This window comes from Microcystis sp. M015S2 (assembly GCF_020245945.1).
Classification (GTDB): domain Bacteria; phylum Cyanobacteriota; class Cyanobacteriia; order Cyanobacteriales; family Microcystaceae; genus Microcystis.
Genome location: NZ_JADBTX010000089.1, coordinates 17,460 through 42,489, shown reverse-complemented (window position 1 = coordinate 42,489; position 25,030 = coordinate 17,460). Strand labels below are relative to the sequence as shown.

The following is a 25,030-nucleotide window of genomic DNA, read 5'->3' as shown; positions in this document are numbered from 1 at the left end:
TATTCCCAGATTCTTTACATTTTAGCGGTCAAGAGTTATTCTCGTCCTTGAAATCCTAGCTTATGAAGTTGTGTTAAGGAGTGAGACGAGCGAGTTGCCCCTCAATTATCGGAAGTTATCGAATTGATTGCTAATGTCGAGAATTGTATTGGTAAAACTCGTAATATCCCGGATGGGTTGGGTAATAATATTAAAAGCGGCGAAAATTTCCCCTAATAGGGTGCGGGTAACGATAATTACGTCCTGATCTTCTAAGGGAACATTTTGCGAGATATCTCCCCTAACTGCCGCTATCGGACTCAAAGTTTGACTAACAATTCCCCCTTTGGCACTGTCAAAACGTAGCAGGGACACTTCATTGACATTAATCCGCAGGCGATCAGAAACTGGTAAACTAGCCACCACATCGAGGAAGGTACTGCCATTAGGAATCGAAACATTTCTCAGGGCAATTCCCGAAGGAACTAAGGGAGTTAAAACCCTGATCGTGATATTCTGCTGGGCGAGGGTGGTTCTCGCCACCAATGTGCGATTATATCCCGTCTCTTGACCCACTTCTAACTTGGAAACAATCACGGCATCGCCCCCTTGCAGACGCAGATCTGGCAAGCGGTCTCCTTTAATTAAGGGAGTATAAAGGTCAAGTTTCTCCTCTAATACTGTACCATCGACTAAAACCCGACGGACAACGATCGAACGCAGATCGGCCCTGGGAGTGCCACCACCCGCCGCCAAAAGTACCTGCGCTAGGGGAGTATTAGGAGCAACACTATAAAACCCCGGTCGCTGTACCTCTCCCAGAATGGTTAACTGGACGGGACGGGCAGAGCTTAAAACCGCAATGACTTCCGGTTCCTCCCGCAAGTATTTTCGCCCCAATTCCAGGCGGATTTTAGTTTGCACTTCGTCTAAAGTCAAGCCCAACAAGGGAATACGCCCTAAAATCGGCACCAGAAAATTACCATCGGGATCCACAGGACCTGAGGAATTAAATTCGGGAAAATCGGGAACCGAGACAGTAATTTGATCGCCGATATCGAGTCGATAGGACTGAATTTGTCGGAATTGGCGATTATTAGGAGAGTAAACCGGTGGACTGTAGCCAGCGGGGGGAATCGTGTTTTCAGGAAAGGTGGGATTAGGGGGTTGGGGTGGCAAAAACTCTAACCCAGCTCCCGGTTGAGTCTGGGGTATGGACAAAGGACCCTGGGCCTTGAGTCCTTCGGAGTCAATTACCCATAAGAACCCTGTCAGACTCAACCCCGATAAGGCCATAGCCCCGGTTCTGGATAAATTAACTGGCAAAAACTTGTTGAGCATTGGTGGAATCATACAGATCTATCAATTTTTGGGTTCTGACGATGACAATTTATTTTCTGGGAGTTATCTAGTGGGAGAGGAACAAAGAAGCTATTAAGGGCTAGAAAAGTGCCTTGAGCTAGTTTTTTCAAAGAGATGGTTAGGAGCAGAGAAATTACTTTTCTTTTTTGCTCTGAGGCACAGAAGTTAATTGACTTAAGACATTTTGTTCTAAGTAACTTTGCACTTCCCCAGCGAGACTGAGAGCAAAGGGAGTGAGAGTTTGCAGTTCTTTGGTCGGTTCTAAGGGAATCAGCAAGGAAACGGCTATCCAGGGTACTCTCTGTCTTTTTAATTGCGCCCATTGGTCAAGCCAATACCACACCGAGGGATCGTAATGACCACCACCTAGCCAAGCATACCATTGCACCACGGCAAAGGTGTTTTGTGTCCAAGCCCGATAGAATCTGGCCGTGGCCTTTCCTCCCGACTGGGTGGGGATTAATAGCTCGGTTGTTTCCCCCTGATTCCAACGACTAATAGAACTGATATCCGACCATTCTAACCCCGGTTGATTTTTATAGTAGATCTGTGGCTTTAAAAGCACGGTTATCCTCTTGCCCTCAGGACTTTCCACCACTTGGACCGACCATTTTCCCTCACCGATTTCTCCTTGCTGCTGGTCGATGGTTTTCAGGTCAGAGAACTTGATTCCCGATTCTTGTAGGACCCGCATTTTCTGAATATTACCGATTCTCGGTTGCTCCAGCCAAGACCACTGGCCAGAAATTAAATTGGGCAAGATACCCCCTAAAATCAATAGCAGCAGCAGGCACAACAGCAGTAAATAATTACCCGGTAGCTTTTTTTTGACTTTATCTAACACTAAAGTTACCTCGGCTGGAATTTTTTGACTAATCATCCTGGTTACCTTCCTCTTGAGCCGGGGACTGTTTCTTGGCTGCCTCGCGATACTGCATGATTTGGAAGACCAAAAGGATGAGTAATAACATAAAGACCGAGTACAAATCACCCCCCCAGCTATCGTGGAGTAATTTGAAGTTTTCCTCTTGTCCTGTGCCGTGAAACCAAGCTAAAAGCGCGTTACGAATAGTATTAGCCCCGACACTAATTCCCAAGGCACTGAGGAGCATAAAGCGCGTTTTACGACCGTTTTTGATGGTATCAGTCCAATGGAGCAGCAGCAGCGTGACGTAAAGACTGGTAAATAACATTTTCAGCCCCGCACAGTAGGGGGCGACCTCCACCATCCGACCTTCTACCGCTACATGGATACCGTCAACGGAGACATCTAAGCCTGCTTGCTGGAGAATAAAACCAGAGCAAGCGGCAATAAAAACCTGTAGGGGTAGGGTATAGGGAGTGATCAGGTAGGGGATGGGATTAGGAGTCGCTAAGGCTGTTAAAAGTAGGGGAAATCCCTGTAATTTAAAACCTTCCGTTCCTTTTAACCAGAGACAGATTCCCGCTAACATAATCGGGAAAGACAGACTAACCCAAAGAGAGGAACCGAGGAGATAAAAAATCGCCCCTAGGGTTAACAAAAACGCTCCGAGGGGATGGGAGCGATCTTCGAGGCGTTGCCATTTTTTGCGATTCTGCCAGACAATATAGGCGGCGTAGGGAAGGCCGATCAAGCCGTGGCTAAAGTATTCGTGTTCGATGCCGATCGATTTATTCAGCCAACCATCGTACCAATGAAAGATCACCGGACCATAGATAACCGCCAAGAAACCGATAATCAGCCAAGATTGCCGATTTTTCTGGGAGACGGGGGATAAGGAAGGACTAATACCCATAGGACAGAGCGATTTAGTGACAAATTCTGAATTTATGTTACCCGATGATCGCAGTGATCTGTTCAACCACGATTTCAATCTGCTCCTCGCTGATACCGGGGTACATGGGGAGAGAGACAATTTCTTCACAGAGAATCTCTGCATTAGGAAAGTCTCCCTGTTGATAACCCAGGTAGCGATAGGCCGGTTGCAGATGACAGGGAATCGGATAATGAATGCCGGTTTGAATACCGACGGCAGTTAATTGTTCTTGTAGTTGTTGGCGAGGGACGGGACAATGGGCAAGGATGCGAATAACGTAGAGATGATAGACATGACCAGTCTCGGTTTCGTCTCGTATGGGTAAAATGCCCTTATCGGCTAAAGGAGCCAAAAGCCGGTCGTATTGTCTTGCCGCTCGATGACGGGAGCGATTCCAACTTTCCAGATGGGGTAATTTAATGTTTAAAATGGCGGCTTGTATGCTATCTAAACGGCTATTAGTGCCGATATCGGTGTGGAAATACTTGCTCGGTGCGCCATAATTTCTTAAACTGCGGGCTTTTTGGCTAATTTCGGGATCATTGCTCACCAACATTCCGCCATTGCCAAAAGCACCTAAATTTTTACTGGGATAAAAACTAAACCCCGCCGCCACACCGACACTGCCGGCGCGATAACCTTCTCTACTGGCTAAATGGGCCTGGGCCGCATCTTCAAAGATAATCAGATTATAGCTGCGGGCAAAATCCTCTAATTGTTGGGGTGATACCATCTGTCCGTACAGGTGTACGGGGAGAATGGCGCGGGTGTTGGGGGTAATTCTTTGGGCAGCCGCCGCGAGGTCAATTAAGGCCGTATCGAGGTGACAATCAACTAAAACCGGTTTGGCCCCCGCTTGCATAACACCCATGAGGGTGGCGACAAAGGTATTAGCGGGGACTAGCACTTCATCCCCGGCACCGATGCCGTAAGCTTGTAAAGCCAGGGCAAGAGCGGCAGTGCCGGAAGCTACTCCCACAGCATACTCGACTCCGCAAGCTTGGGCGAAGGCGCTTTCAAATTCGGCTAAAGCTTGGCCTAAAACAAAATCTCCCCGGTCGATAACTGTTTGGATTGCCTCGGTAATTTTTGCTTGTAGGGGCTGATTTTGCCAAGTTAAATCGACAAAGGGAACTTTGATTAAATGGGAACTCATCTAGTGCTTGTTTATGGAGACATTATTAATTGTCAAGAGACTAGCATAGATTTGAGCAACTTGGCTAGATTAGTAGGCTCTCTTGTCCTTTCTGTCTTCTTCTCCGTGTCCTTTGTGCCTCTGTGGTTTATCCTTAATCCTGCAATTGGGTTTTTAAAGTTAGATTGGGAGTTAATCATACTATTAAAAACGGATTTGGTCTAATTTGCGATCGCAGAAAGGAGCGTGATTAATCATCGTATTTTTCCGATAGAACTGGTTATTATGAGTGATTTTACCGCTTTAACGGCGTTAATTCTGGCTGGTGGCGAAAGTTCCAGGATGGGACGAGATAAAGCTTTGTTATCTTTTCAGGGTCTCTCTTTTCTGGAGAATATCTGTTTAATTGCCCAAGATTGTGCCGCACAGGTGTCTGTGATCACGCCTTGGCCGGAACGTTATGAACTGATCATTCCCCAATACTGCCGGATAATCAAGGAACCTCTCCCCACTAGGGGGCCTTTATTGGCCTTTGCCTTGGGATTAACTTTTGTATCAACCGATTGGGTTTTATTGCTCCCTTGCGATTTACCTTTACTAACGCCCCCAATTATTCAAGGATGGTCAAGATTATTAGCCACTGTACCAGAAAATGCCATGGCTTTGGTTCCCCGCTGCGGTGAGCGTTGGGAACCTCTCTGTGCTTTTTATCATCGTCGTTGTTTAGAATCTTTGCAGACTTATATTCAGCAAGGGGGAACTTCTTTTCAAAAATGGTTAAATGTCTCCGTGGTGGAGAAATTAATTATCGATAATTCCGAGATTTTATTTAACTGTAATACCCCAGAAGATTTAGAGATAATAATAAACTCCCCAGATATTAACCGTAAGAAAACCTAGCACAAAAGGGAGTAAAAGTAAAGAGATCGGCGAAGAAATATTGGATAAATGGCGATAACCATAGTAGAGCATTCCGGTTAGATAACCGCCAGTTACACCGATAATTGCGCCGATAATATCGCCATTTATGGATAAATAGGAAGTGAGCAAAATGACGAGGGAAAAGGGCAAAATTATCAAGCCACCTAAAAATATATCGCCGGTGAGACTACCATATTTATTACTTAATTTTCTGCCCAACCAACTAGATAAAGTCAGAATAATAAAAGGAAATACTGCCCAGCCTAATAACAGTAAAAAATCAGATTTAACTGTCCAGTTTTGCCAAGTCAAAGCGATAAAAAAACTGCTGATGATTGCTGCCAATACACCCATAGCCAAAGCCTGATTACGGTTGAACTTTAAAAAAGCCTCTGCTAGACCGGTCTTGGGTTTGAGCAAAGATAAAAAAGAGATTTTCAGCAAATTAAAAACAATAAAAAGAGTTTTTGACCACTTGATCGATTGCCGTTGTCGATAACTTTTCTGAGGGTCTCTTAATTTATTGGCAATGGCATGATAGCGGCGAAAATTTCCCTGTTGCTTAAATTTTTTGGCTGCTATTTGGAAATCCTTTCGTGCTGCCGGCAGTTCCGAGAGTTCCTCTAGAGCCAATCCTCTTTGATAATAGAATTGGGGGTTATCTGGGTCAATGGCGATTGCTTGACGGTAAGCTTCTAGGGAGGATTGGGTGTAACCGAGTCGTTGCCGGGATAAACCGAGGTAATAGTAAGCTTGGGAACAATCGGGTTTTAACTGCAAAACTTGGCGACAATCGCTCAAAACTTGCCGATCCTGCTGATTATAGTAGTAAACTTCCGCCCGTTGCAGATAGGCCTGCCAAAATTGCGGATTAATTGCGATCGCTCGCTGGTAAAATGCGAGCGCTAATTGATAATTTCTCTCTTGAGCGTAGCGCCATCCCTGTTGATAAAAATCCTCGGCACTGCGGTGAAAAGTGGGTATTTCTGGGGATAAATTGCGATCATACTCTTTTCTTTTCTCTTTATCGCTCAAAACCCGATAAGCTTGTTCAATTTCCCGAAATTTTCTGACTGCCTCTGGATCATCGGGATTATAATCGGGGTGATATTGCCGGGCCAGACGACGAAAAGCGGCTTTTATCTGATGATTACTGGCATTACGGGGAATTTGGAGGATTTCATAGTAATTTTTCATACTCGAATGGGGGGAGAATTTTCAACTACTGAAAATTGTTGCCAATGGCTCGCCGAAACGACTATCATTGTCAATTAAATAGCTTTTATTGAGAGTTGATCGCTTATGTCTGCCTACACTGCCTCCTCCCTGAAAGCGGAACTCAATGCGCGGGGGTGGCGCTTAACTCCCCAGCGAGAGAAAATTCTGCACGTTTTCCAGAATTTACCGAAAGGCAATCATCTCAGTGCCGAAGAATTGCAGGAATTACTGGACAAACGGGGGGAAGGAATTAGTTTATCGACGATTTACCGCAGTGTTAAACTAATGTCGCGGATGGGAATTTTGCGGGAGTTGGAATTGGCCGAAGGTCATAAACACTACGAACTCAATCAACCCTATCCCCACCACCATCATCATTTGGTCTGTATTCAGTGCAATAAAACCATCGAATTTAACAATGATTCTATTCTCAAACACAGTCTCAAACAGTGTGAGAAAGAGGGTTTTCAGTTAATTGACTGTCAGTTAACGGTGATGGCTATCTGTCCGGAAGCTTTGCGGATGGGTTGGCCGTCGGGAATACCGAGTAATTGGTGCTGTACGCGTTCGCTGGTGGATACTCGTTTCCAAAACTGCGAGATTCCCGAATCAAAGGAGCCAGAACCGGAAAACTAGACATCTAAGCGGACATTCCCAACTGAAAACCGAGAGCCTTTTTCTGCATTAATTGGAAAATATTATAAAATCCGTTGGCGCGGGAAGGGGTAAGGCTGACTTTTAAACCGGTTTCTTCGATAAAATCCGGGGTGACTTGCAGGATTTCCGTGGGAGTCAGTCCATTTAAACCCTCGATTAACAAAGCAACTAAACCCTTGACTAATTGCGCGTCGGAATCCCCTTTGTACCAAACCTGGCCATTTTCGAGGTCGGCAGTGATATAAACTTGGGATACACAGCCATGAACTTTATTAGCGGGTATTTTGGCAGATTCTGGTATTGGTTCTAGTTTTTTAGCAAAAGCTAGTAATTGTTCGTATTTTTGCTTAGGATCGGTACGACGTTTGAGGCGTTCGACGATGCGATCGAGATTAGACGGGAGCATATTGCAAGTTAAAATAAGAAAAAATTAGCCAATAGCTTTTTTATATTAGCATTCTCGCGGAAGTTGAGCGCTGTGGTTATCGCGGCTAGGACTGCCTTGGTCAGAGGGTCTGGAGGCTATCTGCTAGAATTGGCATCAATCAAACACCACGCTTGCAGGAGCTATGGTTAACCTTTCCTACAATAGACCTCGACCTAATATTATCTCAAGACTAAAAGTCTTTCTAGTTAAGGAATCTACCTGAATAAAAATTATTTTAATTGCCTCATATTTTTTCAGTAAAATTAAATTAGCAACGATAGATGTACATTTCAGCTATCGAACTATCTAATTAGTACGCAGACTAAAAGCAAGCTATGACTGGGTTATAATTTTTGGAGATGTCTAATAAAAATCGCCTTCTTCCCAGTGCCGAAGAATTGCCCTGTGCTGACGAAACGCCGGTGGATAACCAGTTACACCAACGACATTCCCCATCTATTACTCAGTTTATTAGCATTTATGTCGCGAAGGCAACCCCAGATGAAATGCCGATAATCGTTAGTTTCATCTAAGATCAAGCTCTTTGAGCGTTGTAAGGATTATGCAAGTTTTGGAAGCAAGTAAATTCCAGAGAAAACTCACCCTAACCCTTCGCATTTGTCAAGTCTTTTAAATAATTCTTAATATTTTTTTCGTTTTGCTCTCTGGCTCTCGTCTGGCTTCTCGACGGAATCGCTAAAATGATCAGGGGTGTTTTAGAGGTAAGTCTATGAATGAACCGGTAACTCTTGAGGATATTTACCAGCTATTCCGCGCTTCCGCCGAGGAATATGATCGCCAGGCTGCCGAATCCAAGGCGGAATATGATCGCCGGGCTGCCGAATCCAAGGCGGAATATGATCGCCATAGAGTCGAAATAGAGAACCTCCTCGCCGAATCTAAGCTAGAAAGCGATCGCTCGATGGCAGAACTGAAACGGACGGTTGAACGAACCAGCAAAGCGGTAGATAGTCTCACCACTCGCTGGGGTCGATTTGTGGAAGAATTGGTAGAACCGGCGGTTTTACGGCTTTTTCAGGAAAAAGGCATCGATATTAAAGAAGTTTATCCCCGCGCTAGAGTCAAGCGTCAGGGCATCGCCATGGAAATTGATATTCTAGCGGTAGATGATACCGATCTCGTGGTGGTGGAATGTAAATCTAGATTATCTAAAGATGATGTGGATGAATTTATTGAAAAATTGACCCGCTTTAAAATCGCTTTTCCCCATTATCAAAACTATCAAGCTTACGGTGCGGTGGCGGGAATTGAAATCAACGAGGGGATCGATCGATACGCTTATAAAAAAGGTCTATTTGTGATTAAACCCTCCGGGGATACGGTGGTCATTATTAATGATGCCGACTTTCAACCGAATACTTGGTAATTTCCCTAGTCAAAACAATCGCTATGGTTAACCTTTCCTAGACAAAAATCGCCTTCTTCCCAGTATCGGGAAATCGTTATTTAACCGCAGAGGAAAGGGCGAGGGCAGCTGCGGCGATCGCCAGTCAAGCAGGTTTGATCGCCCAGCAAGAACGTTTAGCCAAACAGGAAGCGGAACAAAAAGCCCAACGACTAGCGGAAAGACTAAGATCACTGGGTATCAACCCCGATGAAATTTAGGGGTGGGTTCTCCGGCAATTTTAGGGGATTAATCGCGTAATAATTCTGGTTCGGTTAATTCGTCGGTCATTTCCATCAGGGCCCGTTGGACGGGTTTAATCATCGGGTCATCGATATTTTCTACGGTATCGTAGCGGACGCGTTTGGCCCGTCTAGCGACTTGCACGACGATCGAGTAACGATTGCTGGCCGCATTCATCAGTTTATCGGTGAGATAAATCATCTCGGAGGAGTCGAATTTAAACCGTTTGGACATAGTTATATTTAGCCTTCTCTGGTGAATTTGGCACTTGTCACTGATTTTAGTGATAAGTTTTATTACTCAGTCCACCTTACCATATTTTGTCAACTTTAAGGATAGGGTTATCCTTTATCTCGATCAGATTTTGTCAACTACTTTTTACAAAACTTAAATCAATTTAAGACAAGTTTAAAAATATACAAATAAAGAGATAATTTTTGAAATAAATAAACCCAAAAAAGGTATCTCAACCATGGCTTTTAACCTCAACGGTTTCAACTTTAACCAGTCGATTATCGATTCCCTGGGACGTGCGGTCGCAACGCGCTCGCTACGCGAGACCGCAACTTGGGCGGATGTGATCAACCGCGCTAACATTGGTTTTGAAGTAATGCACGAACGCAACGCTCATAACTTCCCCCTCGATTTAGCTTCCGGTGATGCTATCCCCATGGCCTTGACGGCAGCGGCGATCAATGGTTAAAAATAAACAGATGCTGGATCCCCATCCAACATCCGCGTTCTAACTCTGCACACATTTTGCTAAGTCCTCATGATAAGTTAAAAAACGCTTCCTTTTTGGGGGCGTTTTTATTTATTCGATTGAAAAAACCGATGACAATCATTACTAAAGCTGATAAGAAAGTGGGGTGTAGGGTGTGGGGTGTGGGGTGTGGGGTGTGGGGAGAATAAAACTGCCTATTGCCTATTGCCTATTGCCTTTTACCTATTGCCTCCTGACTGACTCCTGATAACTGATAACTGATAACTGATGAAAAGATTAGCTTGGTTTGATCGCTTAGTGTTAGCGACTATTTTGGCTTTAATTGCCGCAATATCGTCGATTTTGATCCAGGGAAATCAAGTTCCTACGCGAGGGGAGAATTTTAGCTGGCAAGGGCGAAAAATCGGCGTTAGGGACGATTATTTTACTTTAAGTTTTAATCGACCGATTGACCGTTCGGACGTGGAAACCAGCTTGGTGATCGATCCTCCCTTGCCGGGTAAAATTAGCTGGTCTGGCGATCGCTTGACCTATACCTTGACGGAATTGCCTATCTACGGCAAAAAATATCAAGTAAAGTTACTCATTGCCCAAGGTGAGGACTTTATCGGGGAATTTTACACCCACGATCGAGCTTTTGCCTATATTGGAGTCAACCAAGAGGAAAGAGGCCGTTTAATCGTCTGTAATATCATTCAGGGGGCAAATAACGTCACAGAACTGAAAAAAACCATCCTTACCCCTGGGGATCTGGTGGTCACGGATTTTCAAATCTATCCGAGGGGGGAGAGAATTTTATTCTCGGCCTTCGATCGCTCTGACTTAGGACGGGATACCCCGAAACAGCAACTTTACACAATTACCACGGGTTTAAATCATGACGAACATGGTCAAAATTTGCCCAGTGGTCGTATAGAAAGGTTTTTAGATGCGAAAACCTATCAAAATCTGCGCTTTGATCTCTCAGATAACGGCAAAACCCTAATCGTGCAGAGAATCAATCACAGTAATCCGGGGGATGCCAGTTTATGGGTAATCAGTGATGATGGACAATCGCGACCGTTAGGAATACAAGCGGATAATTTTTTACTATCTCCCGACGGTAAAAAAGCGGTTGTCAGTCAAACGGGAGGGGTAGCGGTGATTCCTTTGGATGTCCAGGCGGGAAAATCGCAATTTTTGCCCACCTACGAAAAAATACTCGCTTTTTCCCAGGATGGTCGCCAAAAATTAATGGTGAAATCAGAAGCGGATAATCAGCGATCGCTATTTTTGCTCAACGATCAGGGAGAGTCAAGACTACTATTAAGAACAGCTAATCCGATTATTAGCTGTGAATTTGAACCGCGACAAGAAAAAACCCTTTACTGTCTGAAAAGCGATCTGGTTATGGGCAGCGATGGCAAAGTGAAAGAAGAACCATTTTTAGGGATTATTGAGCTAGAAACGGGTAAAATGATGCCCCTGCTGGCCTTACCTAATTATCGTGACGTGCAGATGAGTATGTCTCCCGATGGCGTGGCCTTATTATTTGATCAGTTAGCAACCACACCCTTTGGAGTCAGAAATGATTTAGTCACCGGGGAGGGGTCGAGCATTGCCGATGGTCGTCTCTGGTTATTACCACTTCCTGATCAGTTCAGTCCCGATAGCACCCCGAAAATTTTACCGCAAGAACTCAACGCCGGTTTTAAACCCCGTTGGCTGCCCTAAAATTATTGATCGGTAGCTATGTTATCAGGTTCCAGAGTTAAGTTTTCAGTGAATTTATGCTACTTCAGCGATTTGCTTTTTTATTCCGTCCTAGTGGCGATATCGAGATCGAGCGGGGGATTCGGACTTTATTGGCGCTCGCGGTACCGATTATTATCGGTGATATTTTAAATCAGTCAGAATTGGGGTTAATGGTCGGTTTAGCGGCTCAAATCTTGATTTTAGCCGATGTGGGGGGGCTTTACTGCCTGAGAGCGAAAACCCTGGTCGCTACGACTATCGGGATGGCTCTAGCTTTGATTATCGGCACATTAGCCAGTGCTTGGCTAGGATTGACCGTAGTCATAGTTTTTTGCGGGTTGTTTCTAGCGGGTTATTTGACAGTTTACGGGGAAAATGGGGCGTTAGCTGGGGTAGTAATTAGTTTATTGCTGCTTTTTGCTGTTTCTTTGCCATCGGGAGATATTATCGTCGCTTTACAACGGGCCGGAATCGCTGTGTTGGGAGGGGGATGGACAATTTTTTTAGCCCTGTTTATCTGGCCTTTTCGCCCTAATCAGCCTTTACGTCAGGTAACGGCGGAAAATTTTCATGGTATCGCCACCTATCTCCGCTCTTTGCCCTTAAACTCTCGTTCTAATGCTAATGAGGAGCCATCTTTTAACAAAATCCGGCAACTGTTGCTCCGTTCTAGGAAAACTGTCACCTTGACGCGTCGGGGACGTTGGGGAAAGAGTGAGCTGCGGGAATTGTTAATCGTCTTGATTGAAGATAGCGATCGCATTAATACCAGCTTAATTGCGCTGCGAGAATTGCTTCATCTTCATCCCTTGCCACAACTGACCACGGTGGGTATTTTATTAGAAGATATTCTCGTGCAAGTGGCGGAAATTAGCGAAGATATTGCCTGGTTAATTTTGGGTAGAAATAAACAACCGGATTGTGAGCGTTTGCAGCTATTACTCAAAGCGATCGAGCAACAAAAAAACCTGCAAGCTAAAGTTTTAGAAAACGCCCGAGATGATTATACCAGTTATGTGGCCATTTCGCAATTAAATAATCGTTTAAAAAAATTATCTAAACAGCTAAAAATAGCCAGTGAAACAGCGCAACATTTGCGGCAAAGCGAGAACTTTTCCGATAAAAAAAATCTCTGGCAGCGGAACTTTGAAGGGATAGAAAAAGAGTACGGTCAAGAAAAAGCTTGGTGGGAACCATTAAGATCTAATTTTAATCTAGAATCGCCCCTATTTCGCCATGGTTTACGTTTGGGTTTGGGAAGTGCCGTAGGAGTGTTGATCTACAATAAGCTGGGAATTACCCATAGTTTTTGGATTGGTTTAACCTTAGTTATTGTGTTAAAACCAGATTTTAGCTTGACTTTTCAACGCTTTTTTAATCGGGTGTTTGGCACGATTTTAGGCTCGTTTTTTGTTTTGGCACTGTTGCGAATTATAGATAATCCGATCTGGTTAGAAATTATTGGAGTGATTTCTATAGCGATCGCTTTAACTTTGGTGCGATTTCACTATAGTTTGGCCGTATTTTTTATCACAATTTTTGCTTTAATCATCAGTCGTCTGGATGCCAGCAATGACGGTATTAATTTAGAGTATATCAGAATAGTTTATACTTTAATCGGTAGTGCTTTAGCCTTTGCACTTTCCTTCGGTTTTTTACGGTTTAATGAAGATGAACGTTTTTCCCTCGCTGCCATTAAAGCATTAGAAGCTAATCAAATATATTTTCAGTCAGTTATGGCAGTTTATTTAGGAGAATCATCCTATCAAACTGCAATTTTATCTTCCCATCGCCATAAAGCTCGACGAGCAAATACAACTATGCAAACGGCCCTACAACGATTAATTGATGATCCTAGCACACCCTTTCCACAAATGGAACCGGCAATCACTTTAAGTAATTATATTCCTCGTTTTGGTCGCGGGGTGACAGTTTTATTGACGGAATTGGAACAATATCGCGGTAGTCCTCCCCATCCTAATCTAAGTCTGTTCACGCAACAAATAACCCAAGCTTTGACGCAATTAACCCAAGCTTTGCAAACAAATAATCCTCCTCTTCCCTTACCTCCCCTCGAAGATACTTTAGAAAGCATCCTCGATCATTTGCAAGAATTGCGAGAGGAAAGGTTAGTAGAAATTGCCCATCAAAAAGAGGGAACTAATCTCCATAAATATTTAGGGGATTATAATATTGTCACCACGGAACTTGTGGAATTATCCAGTCGTGTTGGGGTAATGAACACAGCAATTGATCGTTTTATTAGAAGTTAAAATTTAGTTATAACAACAGAATTTAGCAGTCAGGAGGAAAATCGATTAACTTCGATAATTTCCGTATATTCAAAATTATTAGGACTGCGTTTCACTAGAGAATAATCAACACCATGAAGATTAATTAAATCCTCTTGACAATCCGCTTTCGGAGAATTATAAACTAACACATATTCTTTACCAATATAGGGAGAAATCTCGGTTTCTACTTCTCCTCTCCATTGAGTTTTTGTCACTAAAACAATTAACTGATTGGCTAATTTAGGAATAGCGATCGCAACTTGCCGACGATAGATATGATCAAGACTACCAAAAGGGGAATCCATCACCAGAGGAAAAGTGCTGCTATCAATTCCCATCAAAGTATTTTTCTGACTCCATTCTCGCACTCGATCGATAATTCCCCCGATAAAAGATAAACTGAGAATCTGATTTTCTCCGGTGGAAGCTGCCACGGGAATGGCGAATCCTGTCGTATTTTCTAATAATCTTACCTCGTAATCGGGACTAATACGGGGAATATAGGGAGTAAAAGAAATTGAGTTAAAGATTTCCTGTACCCGTTTTTCTAAGGACAAACGAAACTGATTTTCTAATCTCTGTCTTACCTCACTAATGCGATTAATTGCCTCTTGAGTCGCTAAAATACGTCGTTGTCCTAAATTATATTTTTCCTCTTTTTGTTGCTGTTTCTGTACCTGTTTTTGCAGGGATTCTAACTCTTTTTCATAGATATCTAGTTGATTTTTATTGCTGCCCTGTTCCAAGCGTAAATCTTTTAGGGAATCCTCGATCGCATCTAAGCGAGATTGCAGATTTTTAATATCTTCATCGGGATAATGGCGAAATTTATCCCGAACTTCATCTAATTCTGATTCTACCAAAGATAATTCTAAGCGCCACTGGTGAATATTAGCTTGATAACTATCCACTTCTTGCCAAAAATCTAAGACCCTCTTATCCATTTCTTTGACTGTGGAAGATAAGCGAATGGCCGCTTCTTCCACATCGGCCATTCCTGCTTTATTCATCCAGTCTTCCACCTGTAAATAAGCTTGGCTATTTTCCTGTAATTCCTGGCCACAAATACATTTTTTCCGCTCTAATAATTGTTGGACAAATTGCTGTTTGATACCACTGGGTAATTCCCCCTGTTGTCGTAGGCGATCGATTAATTGCTGAAAATTTTGATTAATTCCTTTTAAAAAGACTTGATAAGCTTGCTGAGAAATTAATTTCTTTAATTTATCTTTAGTTCTGACTAAATCTTGCCGCAGATTTCTTTCCTGTTGTTCTAATTTTTCTTTTAACTGTTTTAATTCCTCGGCACCACTTAAATCTAGTAAGCGATTAGTGACGGCTTTTTTTAATTCTTCCTGCTGGGATAACTGGTTAATAATATCCTGCTGACGCTGTTTTAACTTCTCTAAATCCTGCTCAATTTTACTTTCCTGTTTCAATAACTTTTTTAAATCCGATTCCCCTAAATCTTTAAGATCATCTTGTAAAGATTTTTTGGCTTTTTTTAAATGCTCGATCGCTCTGTCTAATACTTTAACTCCCAATAATTCTTTTGTATCCTCGGCGATTTTACCTTGGCTACTACTGCGGAATTGATGATCGATATATTCGCCATCAAAAAAGAAATAACGGTGTAAACTTTCGGGTAAAATTTGATTAATAATATCCTCCGCTGGTTGATTGGGTGTGTACCAATTGCCATCATCACCAGCGTAGAGCATATATAAACTATTTGAACCGTATTTAATTTTGCTATTTACATCTTGGTAGGCGAAAAATTTTCGTTTTACCTGATAGCGTTTATTTTCATGTTCAAAGTTTACTTCTGCGGAACATTCTATGGAAGTTCCCGTGGTTACTTCCGTAATTGCCCGTTTATTAACTAATAACTCTGGTTCGGCAAAAGCTGCTGTAAATTTTTCATAAAGAACCCAGGTACAAGCATTTAAAATTGTTGTTTTTCCCGCCCCATTATTGCCATAAATTACCGTCGTATTGCGAGAACTCGCCGCTAAATGTATCTCAGGAGTCTTACCATAAAATTGTCGAAAATTACATAACTTTATTGATAGTAGTTTCATAGTTCGATAGAGGGGATAATGGGGAAGTGGGAATTATGAATTATGAATTATGAAGTGGGGAGAAGGGAGCGGGGAGCGGGGAGATGGGAGAGGGGAGAATAAATAAAACTAATCTCCTAACTACTGACTCCTAACTCCTGTCTCCTGACTCCTGATAGCTAAAAGCTAATTATTGAATTACTTCTTTAATAATCGTTAAAACATCATCATTGATATTGCGAGGATTGCGCTGGTATAACTTATCTCTTTCCAATTTTAAAACTCGATCGATGATTTTTCGCACATCTTCGGGAGCGTTTAAAATCGGTTCTTGGATATTTTGGAGATTATTATCAGGATTAGTCATAGGGCAGATTTTTTAATATTTACAGCCGCTGCATTGCAAACAAAATCCTTGCCGGGGTACGTTAATCTATTACTAACGCACCCTCAGCCTAGATTGTTTCCCTAAACGAAACTTAAATAGGGTAACTTTTGGGCGGTAGATTGAATCAGATCGAGATTTTGTAACAGCTGTCCGCAGGTATCCCAACCCCCTTCTATTAACATCTGTCGGGAACCTTCATTCATAGAGACGGTAGCGACAAAATCCCCCCATTCCACTGTCATGGTTGTCAAAGAAAGATCGACGGGAATTTCGGGATTAGCTGCAATTAAATCCTGTAAATGGGTGATGGTTTTAGCCTCGGCAGTGACACAGGGAACCCCATTAGCGATACAATTGCCAAAAAATATTTCGGCGAAACTTTCCCCGATAATTGCTTGAATTCCCCAACGTAAAATCGCTTGCGGTGCGTGTTCCCGAGAAGAGCCACAACCAAAATTACCATTGACTACCAGAATTTTCGCCCCTTGGTACTGGGGTAGATCGAAAGGATGACTCCCCTGTAAAGCGGCTCGATCATCGGCGAACACTTGTTCTCCTAACCCTTCAAAGGTGATACAACGCAAAAAACGAGCCGGAATAATGCGATCGGTGTCAATATCGTTGCCTCGCAAGGGTAAAGCTCGTCCGGAGATGGTTTTAACTTGACTCATGATCTTTTTCTAACTTTTACTAGCAGTGATAAAAAAGGTGGTTGCATCTTGCCATACCCCCTGATCGGTGGCATTTTTCTGGATTTCTCGGCGATAATTGTTCACTAGAGTCGCAATTTCGGCAGCCGATAGGCGGTCGAACCGCCTTTTTTTAACCATTGATACCATTTTGCCAGCACTTGCGGGATATCGGGGAAAAGTGCAATCGCCAGAGAACAGGTAATCAGATCGAAACTAGACTCGGCAAAGTCAATGGCAGCTATATCAGCGTTAATTAGGTCAATATTCTCGATATTTAATGCTTCTAGCTTTTTTTCGGCTCTGGCAATCATTTCTGGCGTGAAATCAACCCCGATGACACTTTTTACTTTTGGGGCGATTGCGACCGCAATAAATCCCGTTCCCGTTGCCACGTCTAGCACAGATTGGCTTTTTTGTAAATAGAGATAATTTACTAATTTAAGGGCGCGAGCTTCGGTAAAATCGTTATCGTAATCGTGACGACGGGCATAAAAATCAATCACTTGACGCTGATAATCGTTGCTCATCTTCTCTATTGCCCAATTATCGACAAAGACTGACCCAATTGACTTAAATTAAGAGCATGGCCGCCGGTAACTAGATAAACCGCGTCTGCTATTGTGCCAATTCTACGACAGAGATCGCCTAAACGATCACGAAACAGACGACCGAGGGGATAAGCGGGAACCACACCCCAACCGGTTTCTTCCGCCACCAGAATAACATCAACCGCCGCATTTTTGAGGGAATACAAGAATCGATCGCTGATTTCTAACCATTCAGCTGCCGACATTTCTAAACAATTGGCTACCCAAGTACCGAGGGAATCAATTAACAAACAGTGAGTAAATGGGCTATTATCAATAGTTTCGCTTAATTGTCGGGGAATTTCTCGGGTTTGCCATTGGGGGGAACGTCGCTGCCGGTGTCTTTCAATGCGATCGCACCATTCTTGATCTTTTTCATCCACCGAGGAGGTAGCGATATAAATAACGGGTTTTTGGCTGATTTTGGCTAAATATTCGGCCCATTCACTTTTCCCAGAACGGGCGGCCCCTGTAACTAGGATAATTTTTTCATCCACGATCGAGATTTTGGCAAATAACTAAAGTATATACAGGAGAAAACTGTCCTATTCTCGATCATCAAAACGGTGAATATCATCATCTCCTAAATATTCGCCATTTTGCACCTCGATCATCACCAAAGGAATAGAACCGGGGTTTTCCACCCGATGACGGGTATTCATGGGAACATAGGTAGATTCTTTTTGTTTGAGGAGAGTTTCTTTTTCATCACAAATTACCCGCGCTGTACCGGAGACGACAATCCAGTGTTCACTGCGATGGTAGTGCATTTGGGTACTCATGTGATGGCCGGGTTTAATGACAATGCGATTGATGCGATACCGCGGACCTTCCTCCAATACCGTCACCGTTCCCCAGGGGGGAGTTCGCGTCATTTCTAGGTCGTGGGGAGAAGGGGAGGGAGCATTAATTAAGTCATCCATGGCGGTGGTCTCCAAACTTGATCAACATTCTAGTGGACAATAATCAGTAATCAGTGAGCAGTAATCAGTGAACAGTGAACAGTAATCAGTTATCAGTGAACAGTGAAAAGACAGCAGTAAACTGCCATTTGATGATGATCACTTAATACACACTGCTCACTTAAAACTCAAAACTTAAAACTCAAAACTGATAACTGATCACTGATCACTGATTCAAGAGGGCAATTGTTTAAAATCAAAATTTGTGTCTTTACCCTTGACAGATGGCTCGGTTTGTGCTAGGCGATTAGCCATTTGTACCAGATCCACTCCGGTAGCTTGACGCAATTGTTCGGCAAAGGCAGTCATTTTCGGGACAAGATTACTATCACCCCCGTCCACTACCGTCACCGTTTGCACCTGCACTTCTGGGACACTAGCGACCATTAATTTAAGCAATAACTCCAATTTTTGGTATAAAAAGATGTTTTTAGCGTTATTTCCCGCTCCTTGCCAAGAAGCCGCTAATTTTTTGGTTCCTTCCGCTTGCGCTTTCCCCTGTTCGATAATTTTGGCCGCTTCCCCCCGGGCTTTGGCGATCGCTTGTTGACATTCCGCTGCCGCTGGGGCGATCACATCTGCTTGTAATTGCTGTTTCACCTGCTTAATTCGGGCAGTTTGTACCGCCACTTCGGCCTGTACTTTAGCTAAATCGGACATAACCACCGATTCTACCTCAGCAATCATGGCGCCGCGCTTAGTTTGAGTGTCGCGCACCCGTTTTTCTGCGTCAGCTTTGGCTATTTCTAAATCTTTTTGGATACGACGCAAAGCGGTTAGGCGTTGGTTTTCGGAAGCCTTGATAATCGATGTTTTTCGGGCTTTTGCTTCTGCTATCCGGGCATCTCTCTGTAATTCGGCTTTTTGCTTCCGTCCGATCGAATCGAGATAACGCACCTCATCGGAGATATTCTGGATCTGCAAACTATCCAAAACTAAACCCAATTTTTCCAGATCCTGTTCCGCTTCTTCCAAGAGACTTTTAGCGAAAGCGATCTGATCGGAGTTCGCTTGTTCTGGGGTTAAATTCGCCAAGACACCGCGCAAATTCCCCTCTAGGGTTTCTTTAGCCAATTGTTCAATTTCCTTGCGTTTCTTGCCCAATAAACGCTCGATCGCATTATGAATAATCGGTTCCTCCCCGGCAATTTTAATATTCGCCACCCCGGTGACGATCAAAGGCACACCGCCCTTAGAATAGGCATTAACCACCCTGAGATCGATGATCATGTTGGTCAGATCCATTCGATACACTTGTTCTAGCATCGGTAAACGAATACTGCTGCCCCCTTTTACCAAACGATAACCGATGGTTTTGCCCGTGGCCGTGGGACGACGACTACCGGCAAAAATTAAAACTTCACTCGGTTGACAGATGTGGTAATAGTTACGGATGACCAATAAACCCGCACCTGTCCCTAAACCGAAAACTCCCAGTAAAACAGCGATAATTTCCATAGATTTTATGTGGGTGAAATTTGTAATTATCTTTACTTTTAGCCGATCGACTCTCTGGCTGGTTGATTTTTTGGGGGTCATCGATATTAAACTAAAAAGTAAAGCTTAGATAGCCTATCTTTATCATGCCAGATCAGCCAATCTCGATCGCCCAATACTACCACGAGCGGACCAAATACGACCCCCAGACGATCGCCTCAAAAAGTAAAGGTCTTGATTGGAGTCAACAACCCCATCCCTTCAAAGAATACAAAATCGGTCAGACTTTCGATCTCAAACCCTACCTCTCCCGTCAAACGGTTCCCCAAAAAGGAGACTTTTGGCGACGTATATCGCGAATTTTGGGCTGTAGCTATGGGTTAACTGCCAAAATCGCCACTATGGGTAGTCCCTTGTACCTACGTTCTGCACCCTCTGCTGGTGGATTATACCCCGCCGAGGTCTATCTGATCTCCCGTGGCACGGAATTTTTACCCGCCGGTCTCTACAGTTATCAAGGTCAAAGTCACTCGCTGCTTTTATTCTGGGAAAGTGATGTCTGGACCAACCTACAATCTGCTTGTTTCTGGAATCCTGTTTTAGAAAATACCGATATCGCTTTAGTTACCAGTGCCATTTTTTATCGGTCTGCTTGGCGCTACGAGGATCGAGCTTATCGGCGTATTTTCCTCGATACAGGGCATTTATTGGGCAATATTGAGCTATCAGCCTCGATTAATGACTATCGCGCTCATTTAATCGGTGGTTTTAACGATAGTCAGATGAATGAATTACTTTATCTTGATTCCGAGAAAGAAAGTGTCATGACGGTGATTCCTTTGGCAGATCTGCTCAATATCCGGCAAAATCTCCCCCATAGTACCACGGCACTCCCTTCGGCAACCACGACTCTTTATCCCAAAATTCCCGAGGGAGAATTATTAAACTCCCTACACCGAGCCACTATCATAGCTACAGATGAGAAGATAGAAGCAACTGTTACCCCCTCTAATTGGGAAGATAAATATAATTTTCCTTTTTGTCTAAAAGTTTCCGTGACATCCCGTCCCGTCAATTGGGGGGAAGATTTAATCGATCTGGAAAGTACGATGCTTAAACGCAGATCTACCCGCGCTTATAGTGGTGCTAGTCTCAGTTTAGACGAATTGCGAGCGCTGCTGCATTTTACCTATCAACCCCAAGATTATGCCAGTCAAAATCTCGATCCCAATCCCGATTATTTTGCTCTGGATTTATTGGAAACTTTTATCGCTGTTTCGGCAGTAACTGGATTAGAGGAAGGCTGTTATTATTATGCTCCTAAAGCCCAAGAATTGCGGCAAATTCGCTTTAAAAATTTCCAGCAAGAGTTACATTATCTCTGTTTAGGTCAGGATTTGGGACGGGATGCGGCTGCTGTGGTTTTTCATACGGCGGATCTGTCAAAAGCAGTGGCTAAATATGGCGATCGAGTTTATCGTTATCTTCATGCAGATGCGGGCCATTTGGGACAGAGATTAAATTTAGCGGCTATTCATCTGGGGTTAGGGGTTAGTGGTATCGGTGGTTTTTTTGATGATCAAGTGAATGAAGTGTTAGGAATTCCCTCCGATGAAGCAGTTATCTATATCACTACTTTAGGCCGACCGAAAGTTTTTTAAGGTGAGTTTGAACCACTGAAGGGGTGACAAGGAAGTTGAGGTCATTGTACTCTGTACTTTGACCGGTTCACTTTCTCCCTTGGACGTATTTTGTTTAAAGGTTAATCCAACTACGGACCATCTGTCGGGGTTTTCCTGAATTTTTAAAAGCGGTTCTATTGTGGCATAAAAAGCGATTATTAATGTAAAATATATCACCTTTTTTCATTTTGAAGCGGACTGTATTTTCCAGTTCCGAAAAAAAGTCGTCGATGATGTCGAGTGTTTTTGTGATAGCTTCCGGTTGCGCTATTTCCAGTTTGGAGTAAGCGACTTCAATCCAGTACCGCATATAACGAAAAACCAGACCCTGAGAATCGGCTGAGAATAAGGGGAAATTATTATTTTGAATAGCTTCTTGAGAATTAATCTCTCCAGGTGTAATCACATCCCGCGCCAAAGGTTCGTAAAGATAGGGAACTAGGTCTGTATGGTGTTGCCAGAAATATTGATACAAATTGGCGGCGTTTACTACCAGGGAATCTCCTCCCTCATCCGCGGCAGCAAGACAGAGTAAGCCAACAATATCAGGGAAGTAGTTTTTGGCTGTACTATCGGTATGATAGCCAGTTTCTGCATTCGTCATCGAAACGGGTATAGCTTCTTTAGTGTAATCCATTCCTCGATCGATTACATCAAAAAAATAGCCATAGCGGTGGTTTAGCAGTCCAAAAACACGAGAAATAAAAGCATAAATTAATCGCATTTCCGTTTCTGTTAATTCCGGTTCTAATCGGAAAATAATTATTCCTGGTTCCTGGAGCAATTTCTCACGAAATGGTAGTAAAAAATCAAGATTTTTATTGACTGTTTCCTGTCCTATTTCGTTGGGTTTTTCAAGCCATTTGTGATTGCTTCTTTTTAGTAAATCTGAGACTAATGATTCTGGTAAATTAAAAAATAGTTGAGAAGGATCAGGCAATTTTTTCCAAGTCAGTAATGAAATATTAGGATCAGAAATTGGTATAATCATTTTTGAATTTTGAAAGCAACGTGAAGGGGAAGGTCAATAAGCGGAGTAAAAAATTCTGGGTCTAGTTCTAAATGTTCCTGATTAATTTTTAGTTCATAAACTTCTGGCATTTTTGTGAAGGCGGCTAAACGAAGAGATGTGAAGTAATCTTCCATAGTTTTATGAACACATTGCACGGCGACGGCTTTTCTATCTCTGCGCCAAATCTCCCCGGGGAATAATTGATTGCGCCCAGAAAAATAACCGGCTTTCGGTTTAAAATAAAACGGAAACTCATCTTTTTTCAGAAAAGGTAAAGAGGGATGGGGTACGGCGAACAGGAAATAGCCACCGAATTTCAAAAGTTGGTAGGCTTTTTGCATCGTGCTAATAGTTTCTGAAACATTTAAGTAGTTGAACAAAAACATAGCCAGAACTAAATCGTATTGTTCGGACTCAGTGACCGCAAAATCACGAATATCACCAGTTTCATAAGAAGCATTAGTAATCTGATACTCGTTTTTTTGAATCAAGGCCTGCTCGATCATTTGCGATGAAATATCAATCCCATGAACATATTGAGCGCCTCGGTTAATTAACTCTCTTCCTACATAACCTTCCCCACAGCCTAGATCTAATATATTCTTGTTGACAATCGGTTCACATAAATCAATGACAAACGGACGCGCGGAGTAATCAGAAAGCAAAATCGGTTCTACTCGTTTCCAGTCTGCTGCGCTTTCGTCGTAAAGTTTTTTGGTTTCTTGTGTTGCTTTCATACCTATCTAACGTGATAAAATTTGCACTAATTTTGTTTTAGTCTAGCACTGTGTAAGTAATTACCCATAAAACTTTTACCAGTTAATCCAAAATCAGCTATCGCCAGAAAAACCAGATCTTCTTCTCCTAAGTTCACAGATTGATGCACACACCAACGGGGAATAACAGCAAAAGTACCCGGTTCGACTTCGTTTTCGTATTGATCAACAATAACTTTTCCTTGACCCTGAAGAAATACAAATACGGTTTCATGTGCGTGTCTGTGCATTTCATTCGCCTTTCCTGGCTTGACTATAACTAGGCGTGGATCTAAAACTTCTAGATCAAATGGTAGGCGAAATACGTTAAAATCAATATTGAGTTTATCAACCTTATTGTTGTATAAGGCTTCTAAGTTGCTGGCGCTGATTGTTGAAATAAGCTCTTTACCTTCTTGCACATGAGTCAAGCTTTTTTGTTCATTGATTTTTTCGGTCAATGCTCCCAGTCGCACTGTTTGAAAATCATGGTAAAGTTGTGATGCAAGCCTTAATATTGTTTGAGAGCATTGGCATTCATTAGATGGATCTGCAAGCCAATTTAACAGGTTCAGAACTTCTTCTTTGTGCTTTTCCGTTTGCATCCCGTATAGCAAAAGTGAACTCAATCCGGGTAGTAGTTTTTCCACTGGAACAGTAGATAAGTCTTCCGTCAATCCAATACGCACGTCATTGATTTGATGCAATAAAAGTTCCTGTTCCTGATTAGACAGCTTTTTGCCTTTAATCATTTTAGTGAAAAGCGTAACAATCTTGAGTTGGTCTGATGATGTCAAAGATTTATCTAGTGCCAACGCACGTTCATACATATTGTCCCAGTAAGCAGCACGTAGATTTAAGGCTTTTAACATTCCTTTCCGTAATTCCAGAACAGCCTGTTCGCTTTCACTGGCTAATTCTTTAGCAATCTCAACTAAAGTTAAGCTGTGTTCATCCTCCACTTCTGTATGTAAAGGAAAAAATACATATTGCTGCAAGGATAATGATGTATGTTTTTTGATCGCTTCAATAATGTGTTTGTAGATAAATTTAACAACAGATTCAGTCCCTAAACCTATCGCTCCAATAGCTTGGAGTGAACTTCCATTCTGGAGCAGCGATAAGAATGATTCACGCCAGATTTCCACTTCAACACAAGGCGTTTGCGTGCTATCTACTCCCATCGCTTCTTGAAAACGCTTGAATAACTGTGGGTGCGGAATTTCCTGTACCCACTCGTCCTTAATACCTAATTTACGGATTGCTTCGAGATCTTCATGGTGTAGATGTCCGTTTTCTTCAGCTAAGTTCTTCAGCAGGTGATTTCGATGAGTGGGATTTTCTAGCTTTGATATTACTGCTGTTAAATAACGGGAAAACCAGTCACTATAAGCTCCGTATTGACTGGCAAAGTCTGTCAGAACTTCATCAATATGTTGAAATTCTCCTTTTTCTAAAGCCAGTAAATACGGATGATTAATCGCTCGATGGCTTAGTGCTTCCTCGATTAAATTTTCCATTTTTTCTCATCCCCCGATAGCCGCCCTCTTTTAAATA

The 25,030-nt window shown here is 42.8% G+C and carries 23 protein-coding genes and 3 pseudogenes; 9 read left to right on the top strand and 17 right to left on the bottom strand.

The window, feature by feature from the left end; translation table 11 throughout:
- Window positions 1-105 precede the first annotated feature (105 nt).
- The 4 genes from IM473_RS16010 to IM473_RS15995 form a co-directional block, all read right to left on the bottom strand.
- Window positions 106-1,320 (bottom strand): polysaccharide biosynthesis/export family protein, encoded by a 1,215-nt coding sequence (locus IM473_RS16010; RefSeq protein WP_287658561.1) that lies wholly within the window; start codon window positions 1,318-1,320, stop codon window positions 106-108.
- Window positions 1,321-1,474: 154 nt separating this feature from the next.
- Window positions 1,475-2,221 carry a cyanoexosortase B system-associated protein gene (locus tag IM473_RS16005; protein ID WP_287658560.1) on the bottom strand — a complete coding sequence of 249 codons (747 nt, stop codon included), beginning with the start codon at window positions 2,219-2,221 and terminating at the stop codon, window positions 1,475-1,477.
- A complete protein-coding gene (gene crtB, locus IM473_RS16000; protein WP_287658559.1) occupies window positions 2,214-3,119 on the bottom strand; it encodes a cyanoexosortase B in 906 nt (301 codons plus the stop codon). The genes IM473_RS16005 and crtB overlap by 8 nt, the downstream gene beginning before the upstream one ends.
- Window positions 3,120-3,156: 37 nt before the next feature.
- The gene (locus IM473_RS15995; RefSeq protein ID WP_287658558.1) at window positions 3,157-4,296 is read right to left on the bottom strand and encodes a DegT/DnrJ/EryC1/StrS family aminotransferase; all 1,140 of its coding nucleotides are present in this window, start codon (window positions 4,294-4,296) and stop codon (window positions 3,157-3,159) included.
- Between the two features lie 264 nt (window positions 4,297-4,560).
- Between IM473_RS15995 and IM473_RS15990 the strand changes: the two genes are divergently transcribed.
- On the top strand, window positions 4,561-5,175 hold the full coding sequence (locus IM473_RS15990; RefSeq protein ID WP_287658572.1) for a molybdenum cofactor guanylyltransferase: 615 nt from the start codon (window positions 4,561-4,563) through the stop codon (window positions 5,173-5,175).
- Here the strand turns inward: IM473_RS15990 and IM473_RS15985 are convergent.
- Window positions 5,128-6,393 (bottom strand): DnaJ domain-containing protein, encoded by a 1,266-nt coding sequence (locus IM473_RS15985; protein ID WP_287658556.1) that lies wholly within the window; start codon window positions 6,391-6,393, stop codon window positions 5,128-5,130. The genes IM473_RS15990 and IM473_RS15985 overlap by 48 nt on opposite strands.
- A gap of 105 nt (window positions 6,394-6,498) precedes the next feature.
- Here IM473_RS15985 and IM473_RS15980 point away from each other — a divergent pair, with 105 nt between their 5' ends.
- Window positions 6,499-7,050, top strand: coding sequence for a ferric uptake regulation protein (locus IM473_RS15980; RefSeq protein ID WP_061431859.1), 552 nt, complete (start codon window positions 6,499-6,501; stop codon window positions 7,048-7,050).
- Between the two features lie 4 nt (window positions 7,051-7,054).
- On the opposite strand, the gene IM473_RS15975 is transcribed toward IM473_RS15980, so the two are convergent.
- Window positions 7,055-7,477 (bottom strand): SufE family protein, encoded by a 423-nt coding sequence (locus IM473_RS15975; protein WP_046663438.1) that lies wholly within the window; start codon window positions 7,475-7,477, stop codon window positions 7,055-7,057.
- A gap of 380 nt (window positions 7,478-7,857) precedes the next feature.
- Here IM473_RS15975 and IM473_RS15970 point away from each other — a divergent pair.
- From IM473_RS15970 to IM473_RS22595, 3 genes and pseudogenes are all read left to right on the top strand, one after another.
- Window positions 7,858-7,981, top strand: a pseudogene (locus IM473_RS15970) (Uma2 family endonuclease); the annotation flags it as partial.
- A 247-nt stretch (window positions 7,982-8,228) separates the two neighbouring features.
- Window positions 8,229-8,885: a DUF3782 domain-containing protein gene (locus IM473_RS15965; protein ID WP_287658555.1), complete on the top strand. Its 657-nt coding sequence runs from the start codon at window positions 8,229-8,231 to the stop codon at window positions 8,883-8,885.
- Window positions 8,886-8,938: 53 nt separating this feature from the next.
- Window positions 8,939-9,124: pseudogene (locus IM473_RS22595) on the top strand (hypothetical protein); the annotation flags it as partial.
- Window positions 9,125-9,152: 28 nt separating this feature from the next.
- On the opposite strand, the gene IM473_RS15960 reads toward IM473_RS22595, so the two are convergent.
- Complete coding sequence (locus IM473_RS15960) at window positions 9,153-9,380, bottom strand: DNA-directed RNA polymerase subunit omega (RefSeq protein ID WP_002761217.1); 228 nt, start codon at window positions 9,378-9,380, stop codon at window positions 9,153-9,155.
- A gap of 226 nt (window positions 9,381-9,606) precedes the next feature.
- On the opposite strand from IM473_RS15960, the pseudogene IM473_RS15955 reads away from it, so the two are divergent.
- From IM473_RS15955 to IM473_RS15945, 3 genes and pseudogenes are all read left to right on the top strand, one after another.
- Window positions 9,607-9,849, top strand: a pseudogene (locus IM473_RS15955) (photosystem II q(b) protein); the annotation flags it as partial.
- Window positions 9,850-10,137: 288 nt separating this feature from the next.
- The gene (locus IM473_RS15950; protein WP_287658554.1) at window positions 10,138-11,583 is read left to right on the top strand and encodes an Ig-like domain-containing domain; all 1,446 of its coding nucleotides are present in this window, start codon (window positions 10,138-10,140) and stop codon (window positions 11,581-11,583) included.
- A gap of 56 nt (window positions 11,584-11,639) precedes the next feature.
- Window positions 11,640-13,877, top strand: a complete 2,238-nt coding sequence (locus IM473_RS15945; protein WP_287658552.1) for an FUSC family protein — start codon at window positions 11,640-11,642, stop codon at window positions 13,875-13,877.
- Window positions 13,878-13,906: 29 nt separating this feature from the next.
- Here IM473_RS15945 and IM473_RS15940 read toward each other — a convergent pair whose 3' ends face one another.
- The 7 genes from IM473_RS15940 to IM473_RS15910 form a co-directional block, all read right to left on the bottom strand.
- Window positions 13,907-15,979, bottom strand: a complete 2,073-nt coding sequence (locus IM473_RS15940) for an AAA family ATPase (RefSeq protein ID WP_287658550.1) — start codon at window positions 15,977-15,979, stop codon at window positions 13,907-13,909.
- A 169-nt stretch (window positions 15,980-16,148) separates the two neighbouring features.
- On the bottom strand, window positions 16,149-16,325 hold the full coding sequence (locus tag IM473_RS15935) for a hypothetical protein (RefSeq protein ID WP_002737666.1): 177 nt from the start codon (window positions 16,323-16,325) through the stop codon (window positions 16,149-16,151).
- 101 nt (window positions 16,326-16,426) lie between these two features.
- Window positions 16,427-17,017, bottom strand: coding sequence for a 3-isopropylmalate dehydratase small subunit (gene leuD / locus IM473_RS15930; RefSeq protein WP_002740602.1), 591 nt, complete (start codon window positions 17,015-17,017; stop codon window positions 16,427-16,429).
- 104 nt (window positions 17,018-17,121) lie between these two features.
- Window positions 17,122-17,565 (bottom strand): class I SAM-dependent methyltransferase, encoded by a 444-nt coding sequence (locus tag IM473_RS15925; RefSeq protein WP_287658549.1) that lies wholly within the window; start codon window positions 17,563-17,565, stop codon window positions 17,122-17,124.
- 5 nt (window positions 17,566-17,570) lie between these two features.
- On the bottom strand, window positions 17,571-18,122 hold the full coding sequence (gene cobU, locus IM473_RS15920; RefSeq protein WP_002755665.1) for a bifunctional adenosylcobinamide kinase/adenosylcobinamide-phosphate guanylyltransferase: 552 nt from the start codon (window positions 18,120-18,122) through the stop codon (window positions 17,571-17,573).
- A gap of 48 nt (window positions 18,123-18,170) precedes the next feature.
- Complete coding sequence (locus IM473_RS15915; protein ID WP_287658547.1) at window positions 18,171-18,548, bottom strand: phosphomannose isomerase type II C-terminal cupin domain; 378 nt, start codon at window positions 18,546-18,548, stop codon at window positions 18,171-18,173.
- A 213-nt stretch (window positions 18,549-18,761) separates the two neighbouring features.
- Window positions 18,762-20,045 (bottom strand): flotillin family protein, encoded by a 1,284-nt coding sequence (locus IM473_RS15910; RefSeq protein WP_287658545.1) that lies wholly within the window; start codon window positions 20,043-20,045, stop codon window positions 18,762-18,764.
- Window positions 20,046-20,170: 125 nt separating this feature from the next.
- Between IM473_RS15910 and IM473_RS15905 the strand changes: the two genes are divergently transcribed.
- A complete protein-coding gene (locus IM473_RS15905) occupies window positions 20,171-21,685 on the top strand; it encodes a SagB/ThcOx family dehydrogenase (protein WP_287658543.1) in 1,515 nt (504 codons plus the stop codon).
- A 94-nt stretch (window positions 21,686-21,779) separates the two neighbouring features.
- Here IM473_RS15905 and IM473_RS15900 read toward each other — a convergent pair whose 3' ends face one another.
- Genes IM473_RS15900 through IM473_RS15890 form a run of 3 tightly spaced genes read right to left on the bottom strand, consistent with a single transcriptional unit; the run spans window position 21,780 to window position 24,993 of the window.
- Window positions 21,780-22,697 (bottom strand): TauD/TfdA family dioxygenase, encoded by a 918-nt coding sequence (locus tag IM473_RS15900; protein WP_287658542.1) that lies wholly within the window; start codon window positions 22,695-22,697, stop codon window positions 21,780-21,782.
- On the bottom strand, window positions 22,694-23,455 hold the full coding sequence (locus IM473_RS15895; RefSeq protein WP_287658541.1) for a class I SAM-dependent methyltransferase: 762 nt from the start codon (window positions 23,453-23,455) through the stop codon (window positions 22,694-22,696). Before IM473_RS15895 ends, IM473_RS15900 begins: the two co-directional genes overlap by 4 nt.
- A gap of 26 nt (window positions 23,456-23,481) precedes the next feature.
- On the bottom strand, window positions 23,482-24,993 hold the full coding sequence (locus IM473_RS15890) for a cupin domain-containing protein (RefSeq protein ID WP_287658540.1): 1,512 nt from the start codon (window positions 24,991-24,993) through the stop codon (window positions 23,482-23,484).
- Window positions 24,994-25,030 lie beyond the last annotated feature (37 nt).

Excerpts from the sequence above, each read along its gene's own strand:
- IM473_RS15910 (WP_287658545.1), bottom strand. The coding sequence starts at position 20,045 with ATGGAAATTATCGCTGTTTTACTGGGAGTTTTCGGTTTAGGGACAGGT.
- IM473_RS16005 (WP_287658560.1), bottom strand. The coding sequence starts at position 2,221 with ATGATTAGTCAAAAAATTCCAGCCGAGGTAACTTTAGTGTTAGATAAA.
- IM473_RS15900 (WP_287658542.1), bottom strand. The coding sequence starts at position 22,697 with ATGATTATACCAATTTCTGATCCTAATATTTCATTACTGACTTGGAAA.
- IM473_RS15995 (WP_287658558.1), bottom strand. The coding sequence starts at position 4,296 with ATGAGTTCCCATTTAATCAAAGTTCCCTTTGTCGATTTAACTTGGCAA.
- IM473_RS15915 (WP_287658547.1), bottom strand. The coding sequence starts at position 18,548 with ATGGATGACTTAATTAATGCTCCCTCCCCTTCTCCCCACGACCTAGAA.
- crtB (WP_287658559.1), bottom strand. The coding sequence starts at position 3,119 with ATGGGTATTAGTCCTTCCTTATCCCCCGTCTCCCAGAAAAATCGGCAA.
- IM473_RS15925 (WP_287658549.1), bottom strand. The coding sequence starts at position 17,565 with ATGAGCAACGATTATCAGCGTCAAGTGATTGATTTTTATGCCCGTCGT.
- IM473_RS15945 (WP_287658552.1), top strand. The coding sequence starts at position 11,640 with ATGCTACTTCAGCGATTTGCTTTTTTATTCCGTCCTAGTGGCGATATC.
- IM473_RS15985 (WP_287658556.1), bottom strand. The coding sequence starts at position 6,393 with ATGAAAAATTACTATGAAATCCTCCAAATTCCCCGTAATGCCAGTAAT.
- IM473_RS15990 (WP_287658572.1), top strand. The coding sequence starts at position 4,561 with ATGAGTGATTTTACCGCTTTAACGGCGTTAATTCTGGCTGGTGGCGAA.
- IM473_RS16010 (WP_287658561.1), bottom strand. The coding sequence starts at position 1,320 with ATGCTCAACAAGTTTTTGCCAGTTAATTTATCCAGAACCGGGGCTATG.
- IM473_RS15905 (WP_287658543.1), top strand. The coding sequence starts at position 20,171 with ATGCCAGATCAGCCAATCTCGATCGCCCAATACTACCACGAGCGGACC.
- IM473_RS15890 (WP_287658540.1), bottom strand. The coding sequence starts at position 24,993 with ATGGAAAATTTAATCGAGGAAGCACTAAGCCATCGAGCGATTAATCAT.
- IM473_RS15980 (WP_061431859.1), top strand. The coding sequence starts at position 6,499 with ATGTCTGCCTACACTGCCTCCTCCCTGAAAGCGGAACTCAATGCGCGG.
- IM473_RS15975 (WP_046663438.1), bottom strand. The coding sequence starts at position 7,477 with ATGCTCCCGTCTAATCTCGATCGCATCGTCGAACGCCTCAAACGTCGT.
- IM473_RS15940 (WP_287658550.1), bottom strand. The coding sequence starts at position 15,979 with ATGAAACTACTATCAATAAAGTTATGTAATTTTCGACAATTTTATGGT.
- IM473_RS15895 (WP_287658541.1), bottom strand. The coding sequence starts at position 23,455 with ATGAAAGCAACACAAGAAACCAAAAAACTTTACGACGAAAGCGCAGCA.
- leuD (WP_002740602.1), bottom strand. The coding sequence starts at position 17,017 with ATGAGTCAAGTTAAAACCATCTCCGGACGAGCTTTACCCTTGCGAGGC.
- IM473_RS15950 (WP_287658554.1), top strand. The coding sequence starts at position 10,138 with ATGAAAAGATTAGCTTGGTTTGATCGCTTAGTGTTAGCGACTATTTTG.
- IM473_RS15935 (WP_002737666.1), bottom strand. The coding sequence starts at position 16,325 with ATGACTAATCCTGATAATAATCTCCAAAATATCCAAGAACCGATTTTA.
- IM473_RS15965 (WP_287658555.1), top strand. The coding sequence starts at position 8,229 with ATGAATGAACCGGTAACTCTTGAGGATATTTACCAGCTATTCCGCGCT.
- IM473_RS15960 (WP_002761217.1), bottom strand. The coding sequence starts at position 9,380 with ATGTCCAAACGGTTTAAATTCGACTCCTCCGAGATGATTTATCTCACC.